This is a genomic window from Streptomyces racemochromogenes (assembly GCF_039535215.1).
GTDB lineage: Bacteria > Actinomycetota > Actinomycetes > Streptomycetales > Streptomycetaceae > Streptomyces > Streptomyces racemochromogenes.
Map to the genome: position 1 here is coordinate 6,457,370 of NZ_BAAAWT010000001.1, position 13,757 is coordinate 6,471,126.

At 75.6% G+C, this 13,757-nt stretch carries 11 protein-coding genes; 6 read left to right on the forward strand and 5 right to left on the reverse strand.

The genetic code is table 11. The features are described from left to right. Positions 1–143 precede the first annotated feature (143 nt). Genes ABD973_RS29945 through ABD973_RS29955 form a run of 3 tightly spaced genes read left to right on the forward strand, consistent with a single transcriptional unit; the run spans position 144 to position 4,087 of the window. Positions 144–2,504 (forward strand): FHA domain-containing protein, encoded by a 2,361-nt coding sequence (locus tag ABD973_RS29945; protein ID WP_125820183.1) that lies wholly within the window; start codon positions 144–146, stop codon positions 2,502–2,504. A 9-nt stretch (positions 2,505–2,513) separates the two neighbouring features. After that, the gene (locus ABD973_RS29950; RefSeq protein ID WP_345503240.1) at positions 2,514–3,131 is read left to right on the forward strand and encodes a hypothetical protein; all 618 of its coding nucleotides are present in this window, start codon (positions 2,514–2,516) and stop codon (positions 3,129–3,131) included. Then, positions 3,128–4,087 (forward strand): serine/threonine-protein kinase, encoded by a 960-nt coding sequence (locus ABD973_RS29955; protein WP_345503242.1) that lies wholly within the window; start codon positions 3,128–3,130, stop codon positions 4,085–4,087. The genes ABD973_RS29950 and ABD973_RS29955 overlap by 4 nt, the downstream gene beginning before the upstream one ends. Here the strand turns inward: ABD973_RS29955 and ABD973_RS29960 are convergent. After that, complete coding sequence (locus ABD973_RS29960; protein WP_345503244.1) at positions 4,084–5,322, reverse strand: streptophobe family protein; 1,239 nt, start codon at positions 5,320–5,322, stop codon at positions 4,084–4,086. The genes ABD973_RS29955 and ABD973_RS29960 overlap by 4 nt on opposite strands. 137 nt (positions 5,323–5,459) lie before the next feature. Here ABD973_RS29960 and ABD973_RS29965 point away from each other — a divergent pair, with 137 nt between their 5' ends. Then, a complete protein-coding gene (locus ABD973_RS29965) occupies positions 5,460–6,758 on the forward strand; it encodes a DUF6777 domain-containing protein (RefSeq protein ID WP_345503246.1) in 1,299 nt (432 codons plus the stop codon). Positions 6,759–6,845: 87 nt separating this feature from the next. Further along, positions 6,846–8,915 (forward strand): SpoIIE family protein phosphatase, encoded by a 2,070-nt coding sequence (locus tag ABD973_RS29970; protein WP_125820179.1) that lies wholly within the window; start codon positions 6,846–6,848, stop codon positions 8,913–8,915. Positions 8,916–8,925: 10 nt separating this feature from the next. On the opposite strand, the gene ABD973_RS29975 is transcribed toward ABD973_RS29970, so the two are convergent. From ABD973_RS29975 to ABD973_RS29990, 4 genes are all read right to left on the reverse strand, one after another. Beyond that, positions 8,926–9,738, reverse strand: a complete 813-nt coding sequence (locus tag ABD973_RS29975) for a DUF4328 domain-containing protein (protein ID WP_125820178.1) — start codon at positions 9,736–9,738, stop codon at positions 8,926–8,928. A 143-nt stretch (positions 9,739–9,881) separates the two neighbouring features. Further along, complete coding sequence (locus ABD973_RS29980) at positions 9,882–11,801, reverse strand: ABC transporter permease (RefSeq protein ID WP_125820177.1); 1,920 nt, start codon at positions 11,799–11,801, stop codon at positions 9,882–9,884. 135 nt (positions 11,802–11,936) lie between these two features. After that, positions 11,937–12,761 carry a molybdate ABC transporter substrate-binding protein gene (gene modA, locus ABD973_RS29985; RefSeq protein ID WP_125820176.1) on the reverse strand — a complete coding sequence of 275 codons (825 nt, stop codon included), beginning with the start codon at positions 12,759–12,761 and terminating at the stop codon, positions 11,937–11,939. A 170-nt stretch (positions 12,762–12,931) separates the two neighbouring features. Beyond that, positions 12,932–13,156, reverse strand: a complete 225-nt coding sequence (locus ABD973_RS29990; protein ID WP_386381954.1) for a hypothetical protein — start codon at positions 13,154–13,156, stop codon at positions 12,932–12,934. Between the two features lie 133 nt (positions 13,157–13,289). Here ABD973_RS29990 and ABD973_RS29995 point away from each other — a divergent pair, with 133 nt between their 5' ends. Beyond that, positions 13,290–13,700 carry an RNA-binding S4 domain-containing protein gene (locus ABD973_RS29995; protein ID WP_125820175.1) on the forward strand — a complete coding sequence of 137 codons (411 nt, stop codon included), beginning with the start codon at positions 13,290–13,292 and terminating at the stop codon, positions 13,698–13,700. The last annotated feature ends 57 nt before the right edge of the window (positions 13,701–13,757 follow it).

The following is a 13,757-nucleotide window of genomic DNA, read 5'->3' on the forward strand; positions in this document are numbered from 1 at the left end:
CGGTTCCGACGCGTGAAGTGAAGCGCACCGCGCCGAGATCGGCAAAGGCTGCAACGGGGACCGTTGTCATTCTCCATAAGAACCCTCTGACCTGCGGCGATGCCCCTCCTGCCGGTTGCCGCGGTTCGTGGGAAAATCTGTCCATGGTCCAGCGGCCCGGTGCGGCGACCGCGCCCGAACTCGTCCTGGAAACCGCCATGGGCTCCACCGAGATGAGCCCGGGCCGGAGCTACCGCGTCGGCCGCGACCCCCTCTGCGAGATCTGCCTCGACGACGACCGCGTCTCCTGGCACCACGCCGTCCTGCGCCCCGAGGGCGACCACTGGACCCTGGAGGACGAGCACAGCACCAACGGCACCTGGGCCGACGGGCACCGCGTCCACGAATGGGCCGTCGGACCCGGCAGCGAACTGCGCTTCGGCAGCGCCCAGGACGGCCCGCGCGCCCTCCTCAGCAGCCGCACGCCTCCCCGAGCCGCCGCCTCCCGCCCCTCCGCAGTCGCCGACCCGGCCATGACCGGAACCTTCCGCAGCCCCACCAGCGTCCGGCCACTGCCCGCCCGCACCACCGTCCGCATCGGCCGCGACCCCGGCAACGACCTCGTCGTCGACGACCTCGTCGTCTCCCGCAGGCACGCCGAACTGCGCGCCCTCCCCGACGGCACGTACGAGATCGCCGACCTCGGCAGCCACAACGGCACCTACCTCAACGGCACCCCCGTCGACGTCGCCCCCCTCACCGACGGCGACATCGTCGGCATCGGCCACAGCGCCTTCTGCCTCGTCGGCGACCAGCTCCAGGAGTACACCGACACCGGCGAGGTCTCCCTCGACGTCCAGGACCTCGCCGTCGCCGTCGACCACGGCCGCAAGACCCTCCTCGACCACGTCTCCTTCCCCGTCGCCACCCGGTGCCTGCTCGCCGTCGTCGGCCCCAGCGGCGCCGGGAAGTCCACCCTCCTCGGCGCCCTCACCGGACTGCGCCCCGCCGACCACGGCACCGTCCTCTACGACGGCCGCGACCTCTACCGCGACTACGCCGAACTGCGCTCCCGCATCGGACTCGTCCCCCAGGACGACATCCTGCACGCCCAGCTCACCGTCCGCCGCGCCCTCGCCTACGCCGCCGAACTGCGCTTCCCGCAGGACACCGGCAAGGCCGAACGCCTCGCCAGGGTCGACGAGGTCATCGGCGAGCTCGGCCTCGGGCAGCGCGCCGACCAGCCCATCCACAGCCTCTCCGGCGGCCAGCGCAAACGCGTCTCCGTCGCCCTGGAACTGCTGACCAAGCCCTCCCTGCTCTTCCTCGACGAACCCACCTCCGGCCTCGACCCGGGCATGGACCGCTCCGTCATGCACATGCTGCGCGGCCTCGCCGACGACGGCCGCACCGTCATCGTCGTCACCCACAGCGTCCTCAGCCTCGACGTCTGCGACCGCCTCCTCGTCCTCGCCCCCGGCGGCCGCGTCGCCTGGTACGGGCCGCCCGGCGAGACCCTCGGCTTCTTCGGCTTCGACCAGTGGCCCGAGGCCTTCGAGGCCTTCGAGAACCAGCGCGACCGCGACTGGGCCGGCCAGTACGAGGCCTCGCCCCAGCACCGCAGGTACGTGACGGGCCCCGGCCGCCGCCCCCGCGCCCCCGACGCCGCACCCCCCGGACCGGCCGGCTTCGCCGAGCCGCCGCCCCAGCCGCAGAGCCGGCGCGCCCAGCTCTCCACCCTGGTCCGCCGCTACGCCACCGCCCTCGGCGCCGACCGCACCTTCCTCGTCATCATGGTCGCGCTGCCGTTCGTGATGGGCGCCATGACCCGCGCCCTGGCCGGCAGCGCCCTCACCCAGGAGACCGCCATCAACGCCCTGCTCATCCTGTGCGTCGGCGGCGTACTGACCGGAGCCGCCAACGCGGTCCGCGAACTCGTCAAGGAACGGGTCATCTACCAGCGCGAACGCGCCGTCGGCCTGTCCAGGGGCGCCTACCTGCTGTCCAAGGTGGCCGTCCTCGGCGCGATCACCGTCGCCCAGGCCGTCGTCCTCACCCTCGTCGGCCTGTTCGGGGTACGGCTCGTACCCCCGGGCTCCACCGGGGTCTTCCTGCCCCCCCTCGTCGAGATCACCCTGGCCGTCGCCCTGCTGTCCTTCACCGCCATGACCCTCGGCCTGCTGGTCTCCGCCCTGGTCAGGAAGGAGGAGGTCACCATGCCCCTGCTGGTCCTCCTCGCCATCGTGCAGGTGGTCTTCTGCGGGGCTCTGCTCCAGCTCGACGGCGTACCCGTCATCGGGCAGCTCGCCTGGCTCGTACCCTCCCGCTGGGCGCTCGGCGCCATGGCGGGCACCATCGACCTCGGCAGGACCGTCCCCGGCCCCCTCACCGACGACCCCCTCTTCGCCCACTCGGCCGGGGTCTGGCTGCTGGACGTCGGCATGCTCGCCGCCCTCTCCGTGCTCTTCACGGTGCTCGTCGCCCGGCTGCTGCGCCGCCACGAGCCGGCCGTGATGCGGAAGTAGGCCCCGGCGATGACCGACTCCCCGGAGCCCGCGGCCTTCCGCCCCACCCACGTGGTCCCCCAGGACGGACTGCCCGCCTGGGAAGCCCCCGACGTCTCCCGGCCCACCGCCGCCCTCGACCCCTTCCTCCCCGTCCGCCTGCTGTCCCGGCGCGGCGAATGGGGGGAGGTCCTGTGCTCCAACGGCTGGTCCGCCTGGGTCGACGCACGCCTCCTCGTCGCGGTGCCCCAGCCCCCGCCGACCACCGGCCGGCCCCTCGAACGCACCGACGACCCCGAACCGCTCCTCACCCGGACGGCCGACACCCTCGACCGCTACCGCCGGGCCCTGCGCGAGACCGCCCCCGGCGCCGCCGGCGACGGCTTCCGGCAGGCCGTACGGGGCCTGCGCGCCGGGATCGTCATCGACGGCGAGTCCGTGTGGCTGTACGAGGAGGCGGAGGGACGGTGGCTGTACGCCGACGGGGGCCGCCCGACCACCTACGCGGTCGTCTCGCAGCCGGGAGCCCCGCCCGCCCCGGAGCCGGAGCCCGGCGGGGCGGACACCGGCGCGCGGGCCGCCCTACGGGAGACACCGCACGACCCCACGCGCGTCGCCGACCGCCCCGACGGGGGAGGGGGCCCATGACGGACCTCGGACCACCCGCCGGACTGACCGGCACGCGGTTCGCCGGCTACCTCGTCGAGGAGGAGATCGGGCGCGGCGGGATGGCCGTCGTCTACCGGGCCCGCGACCTGCGCCTGGACCGGACGGTCGCACTGAAACTGCTGGCCCCCCAGCTCGCCCGCAACGACACCTTCCGCCGGCGCTTCACCCACGAGTCCAAGGTCGCCGCCGCCATCGACCACCCGCACATCGTGCCCGTCTTCGAGGCCGGCGAGACGGACGGCATCCTCTACATCGCCATGCGCTACGTCGCCGGGCAGGACCTGCGGGCCCTGCTCGACCGCACCGGCCCGCTGCCCGTGGACACCGCCGCCCGCATCGCCGCCCAGGTCGCCTCCGCGCTCGACGCGGCCCACGCCCACGACCTGGTCCACCGGGACGTCAAACCCGGCAACGTCCTCGTCGCCGAGGGCACCGACAGCGAGCACCCCGAACACGTCTACCTCACGGACTTCGGCCTGACGAAGAAGTCCCTCTCGCTCACCGGGTTCACCAGCGTCGGACAGTTCGTCGGGACCCTCGACTACGTCGCGCCCGAGCAGATCGCCGGGAAGCCGGTCGACGGGCGCTGCGACGTCTACAGCCTCGGCTGCGTGGTCCACGAGATGCTCACCGGCGGCCCGCCCTTCCGGCGCGAGGACGACATGGCCCTGCTCTGGGCCCACCAGTACGACCCCCCGCCCGCCCCGAGCGAACGCCGCCCGGAACTCCCGGCGGCCGTGGACGAGGTGCTGGCCAAGGCCCTCGCGAAGCCGCCCGGGGAACGGTGGGGCAGCTGCCTGGAGTTCACCGCCGCACTGCGCCGGGCCGCCGCCGGGTCGCCCCGCGGCCCCCGGGAGCGGCAGGAGCAGGGCCCGCCGTCCCCGCCGCCGCGCTGGGCCCTCCCGGTGTTCCGGCGACGGGAGCGCAGCGGCTAGCCGACCCGGCCCGGGTGGCGCAGGGGGCGGGCCAGGAGGGCGCCGAGGAAGCCGGCCACCGCACCCCACAGCACCGCAAGGCCGGTGGTGCGCCAGAGGTACGGGGTGAGCTCGACCCGGCCCCCCGGCCCGGAGACGTCCCCGAGCCCCAGCAGCGACAGACCGAACCGGGCCTGCACCCCGGCCAGCAGACACACCGTCAGCGTCGCCAGGCCCACCGCCACCGCCAGGTGCGCCGCGTGCTGCCAGGGCCGGACCCGCGCGGGGGAGCGTACGGCGGCCAGCACGCCCGTGCCGAGCAGCGCGACGGCGGCCGCCACGACCAGCCACCACGCCCGCGGGTCGCGCTCCGCCAGCGAGGCCACGTCGACCGTGGACGGCACGGGCCCGCGCAGGACCTGGTCCAGCAGCGGCGGCACCGGCAGGCCGAACGGCCCCTCGGCCACGCCGCGCCAGGCGCCGCCGAAGCCGACGGTCAGGGCGAACCAGGCCAGGTTCGGCAGGCCGAGCAGGAGCACCGCCAGGGTGCGGGCCGCGTGCCCCTGGGTGGCTGCCACCACCAGGCCGGCGCCGAGGCCGAGGACCACGTACGCCAGGAGCAGCACGGCCGTCGCGTGGGCGGCCGGCCGCACCGCCGTGTGGAAGCGGAGCAGCCCCGGCGGGAGCGGGGTGCGGGCGGAGACCAGCAGGGCGATCAGCAACAGGCCCAGGAACCACAGCAGTCCGTACAGCAGCGTGGGCCCGATCGCGGCCCGGAAGCCCACCGTCGGGGCGGAGCCGAGCAGTTCGCCGATCTCCCCGAGCGGGGAGCCGTCCGTACTCAGGCCGAAGGTCTGGCGGGCCAGGAGCGCGAACAGGGTGAGCAGGGCCAGCCACAGCACCCCCGTCCGCCCGGCCCGGGCGAGCAGTTCGCGGGTCCCGGCCACCGCGCGGTGGCGCAGCGGGCGCAGGAACAGGCACCCGGTGGTGAGCGCGCCGGCCAGGCTCACCGAGAGGGGCAGTACGGACAGGCTCGCGTCGGCTCCGGCCAGGAACCCGGCGTCCCCGGAGACCTCGACCGAGCCCCCGGCCGCCATCACGACGACCGCCGCGACCACCCGGGGGAAGGCCCCGCCCGGCAGGTCGCCGGCGCCGGCGCAGGCCAGCCCGGCGGCGGCCACCGCGGTCATCACCGCGAAGCCCGCCACGACGGCGACGAGGGCGTCCCGCCACGGCCCGGCGGAGGTCCGGCTCACCCTGCCACGGTGGCATCCCCGGCTTGCGGTCACCACCTGGACGGCGCACACAATGGTCGGCGAGAGTGCCGGAAATCGCCGGTGTTCCAGGTATTCACGCCATTTCCCCGGATGCGTCCGCCTGGGAAGAGGAGCCCGTGACCACGCAACCCTCCGGCGAGCGGCCGCCGCAGCCGCCGCGGCCGTCACAGCCGTCACAGCAGCCGCCGCCGTCGTCCGGGCGGCCCACCGGCCCGCCGTCCGGCCCGCTCTCGGGCGGCGGCGGGGCACCCCCGCCGCCGCCTCCTCCCGGCGGGCCCGGCGTCGGGGAACCGCCGCGGGGGCCCTGGTGGCGCTCGGTGCCCGGGGTCGCGACGGCCGCCGTGGCGCTGGTCGCGGTGGTCACCCTGGTGGTCGTGCTGAGCAGGCCCGGCGGTGGCGGGGGAGGCACCCCGCAGCGGGCCGCGGCGGAGGTGTTCCTCCAGCCGGCCGCCGAGCCCGGACGGGACCCCTTCACGGAGTCCAGTGCGGCGAAGCGGGCCACCCCGCCGCCCGAGACCCCGCCGCAGGGCACGGCCGCGCCCACCGCGCCCGCGGGCACCCGCAGCGTCAGCGGCTCCTCGCCCGGGCTGTACGGCGGCACGAAGGACGTCGCCAGCTGCGACGTGGAGCAGCAGGTCACCGCCCTGACCTCGCAGCCCGCCAAGAACGCCGCCTTCGCCTCGGCCCTGGGCCTGCGGCCGGCCGCCGTCCCCGGCTACCTGCGGGCCCTCACCCCCGTGCAGCTGAGGATCGACACCCGGGTCACCAACCACGGCTACCGCGACGGCCGCGCCACCCCCTACCAGGCCGTGCTCCAGGCCGGGACGGCCGTGCTGGTGGACGACCGGGGGGTGCCGAGGGTGCGCTGCGCCTGCGGGAACCCGCTGGGGCCGCCGGTGGCGCTGCGGGCCGATCCCAAGCGCTACGGCCGGCCCTGGCCCTCGTACCGCCCGGCCGGAGTGGTCGTCGTCGCGCCGTCGGTGACGGTCGTGAACACGTTCGTCATCTACGACCACCACGACCACCTGTGGCTGGAACGCGACAGCGGCACCGCGGACCGGCCCGACAAGCCCGTCAAGCCGCCCGTCGGGCCGCCGGTCGTCTCCCCGCCCGTCGTCTCGCCGCCGGTGGTGTCGCCCTCGGCGGCCGCGACGCCGACCCCCACGCCGGAGGTGCACCCTCCGCCGCTCGTCGTCACACCCTCGGAGCCGACCCCGACCCCGACCCCGACCCCGACCCCGACCCCGACCCCGACCCCGACCACACCCCCGGCCACCCCGCCGCCCCCGGCCCGGACACCGACCCCCACCCCGGCCGGAACACCGACCGGTGCGGGAACCCCGACGGCCACCAGCCCGCCGACGGGCCCGGCGGACACCTCCGCCCCGCCGTCGACGGCCCGGCCGTCGCCCTGAGACCGTCAGGCCGCGCGCGGGACGGCGCAGACGGCGTCCGGACGCCCCGGCATGCCGTGCCCCGGTGAACAGTGAGACCCTGGCTGCATGGACCAGCGGGGACGGACCCCGGAGGTCGACTGGCCCGCGCGGCCCGACCTGAGCCTCGCGCTCAACCGGATGGGCACCTTCGACTGGGACCTCGACAGCGGGCGTCTGCACCTGGACGACACCGCCCTCGAGGTCCTCCACCTGCGCCCGGAGCAGTTCGACGGGACCCCGGCCGGACTGCGCCGCCGGGTCGTGCCCGGCGACGGGGCACGGCTGGACCGCCGGGTGGCGCGGGCGCTGGAGGACGGCCGCAGCCACTACGGGGCGTACGTCCGCACCCTGCGCGAGGACGGGACGGCGGTCTGGACCCACGTCCAGGGGCACATCCTGCGGGATCCGCACGGCCGCGCGTACCGGGTCATCGGCATCCTCCGCGACGCCGACCAGGACCCCGGGGAGCCCGGCGCGGCGGGGGAGCGGGACGAGGGACGGCGCCGGATGACCGGGGTCGTCGAGCGGACCACCGCGATCCTCGCGCACGCCCGCACCGTGAACGACGTCACCGACGTCCTCAAGGACCCCGAGGCCCTCGGCCATCTCGGCGCCGTCAGCGTCATGCTCGGCATCGTCGACGGGGGCCGGATCCACCTGGTCGCGGAGGGCCAGCTGGGCTCGTACGTGCCCGAGATCGAGTACACCCGCGTCGACGCGGGGTTCCCGATGAGCGAGGCCGTACGGACCCTGCAGCCGGTCTTCATCGCCTCCCGGGAGGAGTTCCAGCGGCGCTACCCCCTGCTGTGGCCGTACATCGAACCGCTGGCCGTGCGCAGCGGGGTCTACCTGCCGCTGATCGCGCAGGGCCGCCCCGTCGGCGCGCTCGGCCTGCTGTACACGCGCGACGGGGACTTCGACGCGGAGGAGCGCAACCTGCTGGTGGCGCTCGGCAGCGGGATCGCGCAGGGGCTCCAGCGGGCCATGCTCTTCGAGCAGGAGCACGACCTCGCCGAGGGGCTCCAGCGGGCCATGCTGCCCCGGGTCATCCCGGAGGTGCCGGGCGCGCTGATCGCCGTACGGTACCGGGCCGCCCGGGTCGGGCGGGACATCGGCGGCGACTGGTACGACGTCGTCCCCCTCGGCGAAGGCCGGGTCGGGGTGACGATCGGCGACGTCGAGGGCCACGACACGGACGCGGCGGCCGTCATGGGCCAGCTGCGGATCGTGCTCCGCGCCTACGTCCTGGAGGGCCACACCCCCGGCACGGCGCTGGCGCGGGCCTCCGCCTTCCTGCGCGACCTGGCGACGGAGCGCTTCGCCACCTGCACCTACGCCGAACTGGACCTGAACACCGGGATGCTGCACGTCGTACGGGCCGGCCACCTCGACCCGGTCGTGCGGCGCGGGGACGGCAGCTGCCACCGGATCCAGGTGGCGGGCGGGCTCCCCCTCGGCCTGCCCCCGCGCGAGCAGCACGGCAGCGGCTCCGGCTACCCCGTCACCACCCTCGAACTGCACCCCGGGGACACGCTGCTGCTGTGCACCGACGGCCTCGTCGAACGGCCCGGGGGCGACGCCGAGGCGGGGATGCGGGAGTTCATGGAGGCCGCCGAGCACGGCCCGGCCGACGTCGAGGAACTCGCCGACGTCCTGTGCGACCTGGTCGGGGACGCGGGCGGCGGGGACGACATGGCCCTGCTCCTGCTGCGCCGGCGCGGCACCCCCGCCCCGCGCGGCGGCGGGCCGCTGCGCCAGCGCCTGGAGCCGGGCGACGCCGACGGCCCGGCGATGGCCCGGCACCTGATCCGGGCGGCGGTGGCGGCCTGGGGCGCCCGGGACCGGGCCGACGAGATCGAACTGGCGGCGGACGAGCTGATGACCAACGCCCTCGTCCACACCGAAGGCGGCGGGCAGGTCGCCCTGCGGCTGACCGCCGCCGGCCGGATCCGCATCGAGGTCGAGGACCGCAGCAGCGCCCTGCCCCGCCGCCGGGAGGCCGACGACTGGGCGGTGTCGGGCCGGGGCCTGCTGCTGGTCGAGCGGCTCGCGGACGCCTGGGGCGTGGAACCCCGGGGGGCCGGCAAGTGCGTGTGGTGCGAGTTCGCCGTGCCGGTCCCCGCCGGTGCCCGCTAGCGGGCGGGGGTCAGACGGCCGCGTACGGGCCCTGAGTGGCCTTCACGTTCTGCAGGGCCGTCAGCTTGCGGACGAACCGCACCGCGAGGACGGCCGCGGTGACCACCGTCAGGTCGGAGACGACACCGAGCAGCGAGGCGGCGCCGAGGCTCTCGGGGGTCTCGGCGCGGACGTACACCACGCCGAGGACCCGGTCGAGGAGCAGGGACAGGACCCACACGAGCCACCAGCAGGTCACCGGGGCCGAGGACACGCGCCGGTACGAGCCGTCCGGCGCGAGCTGCACGCTCGCCTCCCAGGTCTGCCTCGCCACCTTGTACGGCAGGAAGAGGTTGCCGAGGGGCACGAACCAGGAGCCGACGGCCCAGCCGCTCGCCAGGGTGAAGGCGTCGGGGCGGAAGACCTGGCCGTTGACGCGCACCCGGTAGAACCAGATGACGAACACCACGGCCGTGGCGGCCAGGGCCAGCCACTGCAGGCCGGCGGCGACGCCGACCAGCATGTCGGCCTGGTCGAGCGTGTCGTCCGGGACCGAGGAGGGGTCCGCGGCGACGTCACCCATCAGCGACCAGGTGTTCAGGTTGGCGGCGGCCGAGTACACGTTGACCGCGGCCGTCCCCAGGAGCAGCACCGTCAGCGCGGTCGCGAGCCCCTGCGGGCTGCGCAGCTGCTGCACGGGCGGCGGCGGGGGGTACGGGAACGCCTGGCCCGGGTAGGGGGTTCCGGGAAGCGGCGGGCCGGCCGGGTACGGGCTCGCCCCGTACGGCGGCTGCGGGCCGGGGCCCTGCGGTGGCGGCGGCGATCCGGGCGCGCTGAAGGACATGGTGCGGGACCCCCCACGAGACGTGCGCGAGCGCGGTGGCGATCGGGCGAAGGTGATACCGGCCGGTCGAACGCCGGTACGACAAGCGCTGAACATACGTCAGCGCCGCGTCCGGCGTCCAAACCGTCTCCGGAAGACACGGCCTAGAGCGGCACCAGCGTGACCTCGGTGGCCTTCACGCTCGTCCACACCGGCGCGCCGTCGGCCACGCCGAGCTCCGCGGCCGCCTCCGGGGTGATCTCCGCTACCAGGTCGGGCGCCCCGGCCGAGGCGACCAGCACGCGCAGCCGGCTGCCGGCCGAGGTGACCTCCCTGACCGTTCCCCGCCAGACGTTGCGGGGGCTGCCGCCCGGGCGGTCCCGGTGCAGCGACACCGCCTCCGGGGCGATGATCGCCAGAGCCTGCGCCCCCTCCGGCAGGGTTTCCGCCACCACCAGCCGGCCGCCTCCCGCGAGCGCGAGCCCTTCGGCGGAGGCGGTGCCGGGCCAGGCGTTGCGGCCCAACATCCGGGCCACCCACGGCGAGCGCGGATGCCGGGTGACCTCGGCGGGCGGCGCGTCCTGGAGGGTGCGCCCGTCGGCCAGGACGAGGACCCGCTGGGCCAGCGACACCGCCTCGACGGGGTCGTGCGTGACGATCAGGCAGACCCCGCCGAAGCCGGCCAGGTGCCTGCGCAGGGTGTGTCGCACGTGCGCCCGGGTCGTCTGGTCCAGGGCGGCGAGGGGCTCGTCGAGCAGCAGCAGCCGGGGCCGGGCCGCCAGCGCCCGGGCGAGGGCCACCCGCTGCGCCTGACCGCCGGACAGCTGCGCGGGCCGCCGCTGCGCGAGGTGTCCCACCCCGAGCCGGTCCAGCCACAGCTGCGCCTCGCGGCGGGCCTCGGCGCGTCCGACCCGGCGGGCGCGCAGCCCGTACGCGGTGTTGGCCAGGGCGCTCAGGTGCGGGAACAGCGCCCCGTCCTGCGGGACCCAGGCCACCTGGCGCCGGTGCGGGGGCAGGGCGGTGACGTCGGTGTCGCCGAGCCGCAGCTCGGCGCGGGCGCGCGGGGTCAGGCCGAGCAGGGCGCGCAGGAGGGTGGTCTTGCCGGCGCCGTTCTCGCCCACCACGGCGATGGTGGTGCCGGGTGCGGCGTCGAGGGTGAGCTCGTTGAAGCCGGTGACCTCGGCGTGCAGGGGCCAGCGCCCGTCGTCCGGCACGTCCGGAGCGGGGGCTTGCGCGGGGGCGGCGGGGGCTTCCGGCTGCCGGGCAGCGGAGCGGGGCTTCGCGGCAGCGGGCGTGCCCGTCCAGCGGCCGCGCAGCGCGATGAGCACGCCCATGGCGATGGCCAGCAGGAGCAGCGAGACCGAGGTGGCCGCCTCCGGCTGGTCCTGGAGCAGCAGGTAGACCTGGAGGGGCAGGGTCTGGGTGGTGCCCGGCAGGTTGCCGGCGAAGGTGATGGTCGCGCCGAACTCGCCGAGCGCGCGGGCCCAGGTGAGGGCCGCGCCGGCGATCAGGCCGGGGGCGACCATGGGCATGGTGACCGTGAAGAACACCCGGACCGGCGAGGCGCCGAGGGAGGCGGCGGTCTCCTCGTAGCTCCGCTTCAGCCCGCCGAGCGCCCCCTCCAGGCTGATCACCAGGAAGGGCATGGCGACGAACGTGGCCGCGACGACCGCCCCGGAGGTGTGGAAGGGCAGCGTGACGCCGAAGGTGTCCTCCAGCCAGGGTCCGAGCAGTCCGCGCCGCCCGAAGCCGAGCAGCAGCGCGACACCGCCGACGGTCGGCGGCAGCACCATCGGCAGCAGCACCAGCGAGCGGACGAAGGCCTTGCCCTTGAACTCGACCCGGGCCAGCAGCCAGGCCAGCGGCACCCCGAGGAGCAGCGAGAGGCCGAGCGCCCACAGGGACACCAGCAGCGACAGCTTCAGGGCCGTGACCACGCCGGGGCTGGTGAGGTGGGCGCCCAGTTCGCCCCACTGCGTGCGGCTGAGGATGCCGACGAGCGGCAGCAGCAGGAACGCGACGGCGAGCAGCGCGGGGAGCGCCAGCGTCACGGGGGGCCGGGTGCGGGTGCGGAGTCTGCTCATGGGGTGATGGGGGTTCCTGGTCGGGGCCGGGGAGGGATCCTACGGAGCGTACGGGCGCGGCGCGGCCGCCGGACACGCCGAAGGGGGGCCGCCCGTCCCCCCGGACCGGGCGGCCCCCCCTTGCGGCCGGGCCGGCTAGGCCTTCTGGAAGCCGGCGTCCTGGAGGATCTTCTGCGCCTCGGGGCCGCTCAGCCAGGCCACGAAGGCGGCGGCGGCCTCGGCGTTCTTGGACTGCTTGAGGGTGGCGGCCGGGTAGGAGGCGACGGCGTTCTGCCCGTCCGGGATGTCCACGGCGACGACCTTGTCGGCGGACTTGACGGTGTCGGTCTTGTAGACGAGGCCGGCGTCGGCCTCGCCCAGCTCGACCTTGCTCAGGACGGCGCGGACGTTGGGCTCCTGGGAGACCGGCTTCACCTCGATCTTCTGGGCGTCCAGGATCTGCTTGCCGTACCGGCCGACGGGGACCTCGGGCGCCGCGAGGACGACCTTGATCTTGGAGTCGGCGAGGTCCTTGAGCTCGTCGACCTTGAAGGGGTTGCCCTTGCCGGTGGCGATGACCAGGCGGTTCTTCGCGATGACCGTGGGGCCGTCGGTCTCGCCCTTCAGGCCGTCCATGGTCTTGGTGTCCGCGGTGACCAGCGCGTCGGCCGGGGCGCCCTGCTTGACCTGGGCGGCGAGTTCCTGGGAACCGGCGAAGGAGAAGGTCACCCTGGTGCCGGGGTGGGACTTCTCGTAGGCCGCCTTCGCCGTGGTGAACACGTCGGTGAGGGAGGACGCGGCGAGCACGGTGAGGTTCGCGGCCTTGGCCTCGGTGGAGGCCTGCGCCGAGGCGGAGGGGGCGGCGTCGTCCGCCTTCTTCTCGTCGTCGCCGCTGCCGCTGCCACAGGCGGAGAGGGGGACGAGCAGGGCGGCGCCGAGCGCGGCGGCGGCGATGCGGCGGGTGTGCGGGGTGGCGGACATGAGCGGGTGCTCCTCGGTCGGGTCGGCGGCCGGCCGGGTGCCGGAGCCGCGCGGTGGTGACCCGCGCCGGTGACGGGCGGAGCGGGCGGGAACGAGCGGAGGGACTGGCGTCGGCCTCGGTCCGGTGTCGCCGGGCCGGGTCGGGCGACGTCGACGTGCAGGCCGGTCGACTACGCGCGGGCGGTGGCCCGCGCCCCGACCTCCGGCCCGAGCTCCTCGACGGCCTCGTGGGGGAGGAGCGAGACCGGCCGGTGGGGACCGGCCTGGACCTCGGCCCCGGCGGCGACGTCGCCGAGCCGGACGGCCGGGAAGGCCGCCAGGTCGCGGCCGTCGATCAGGCGGCGGCCGCCCTCGTCGCGACGGGTCGCGACCCGGCCGATGGTGTAGGTCTGCATGTGCGACAAGGTAGGGGCAGGTAGGCCGCATGTGCAATTCGTTTGGCCTGATCTCTATCGCATATGCCACGACTCTTGTGGTATCTGCCAAAACCGTTCCGCTCCGGGGCCGCCGGATCGCTAGAGTCGGGGCATGACTGACGGTACGAGGACCACGGAGTCGGGGACGGCCCCGCTGGAGACGGGGACCGCGCGGGTGGACGCCTGGATCTGGTCGGTCCGGCTCACCAAGACCCGGTCCGTGGCGGCGACGGCCTGCCGGGCGGGCCACGTGAAGGTCAACGGCGAGCGGGCGAAGCCCGCGCAGCAGGTGCGGGCGGGCGACGAGGTACGGCTCTTCCACGCGGGCCGCGAGCGGATCGTCGTGGTCCGGCGCCCCGTGACGAAGCGGGTCGGACCGCCGGTCGCCGCCGAGTGCTACGTGGACAACAGCCCGCCGCCGCCGACCCCGGTGGAGGCGGCGGTGGTCGGCATCCGCGACCGGGGCGCGGGGCGGCCGACGAAGCGGGAGCGCCGCGAAATGGAACACCTCCGGGGGCGGTAGCCTCCGGCGGTTGCCGTGCCGTGCCGTGCGGGGCCGGGCCGGGCCGTGCAGGGCGGG

Coding starts and splice junctions, on each gene's coding strand:
- ABD973_RS29955 (WP_345503242.1), top strand. CDS start 3,128: ATGACGGACCTCGGACCACCCGCCGGACTGACCGGCACGCGGTTCGCC.
- ABD973_RS29970 (WP_125820179.1), top strand. CDS start 6,846: ATGGACCAGCGGGGACGGACCCCGGAGGTCGACTGGCCCGCGCGGCCC.
- ABD973_RS29995 (WP_125820175.1), top strand. CDS start 13,290: ATGACTGACGGTACGAGGACCACGGAGTCGGGGACGGCCCCGCTGGAG.
- ABD973_RS29950 (WP_345503240.1), top strand. CDS start 2,514: ATGACCGACTCCCCGGAGCCCGCGGCCTTCCGCCCCACCCACGTGGTC.
- ABD973_RS29990 (WP_386381954.1), bottom strand. CDS start 13,156: ATGCAGACCTACACCATCGGCCGGGTCGCGACCCGTCGCGACGAGGGC.
- ABD973_RS29945 (WP_125820183.1), top strand. CDS start 144: ATGGTCCAGCGGCCCGGTGCGGCGACCGCGCCCGAACTCGTCCTGGAA.
- ABD973_RS29975 (WP_125820178.1), bottom strand. CDS start 9,738: ATGTCCTTCAGCGCGCCCGGATCGCCGCCGCCACCGCAGGGCCCCGGC.
- modA (WP_125820176.1), bottom strand. CDS start 12,761: ATGTCCGCCACCCCGCACACCCGCCGCATCGCCGCCGCCGCGCTCGGC.
- ABD973_RS29980 (WP_125820177.1), bottom strand. CDS start 11,801: ATGAGCAGACTCCGCACCCGCACCCGGCCCCCCGTGACGCTGGCGCTC.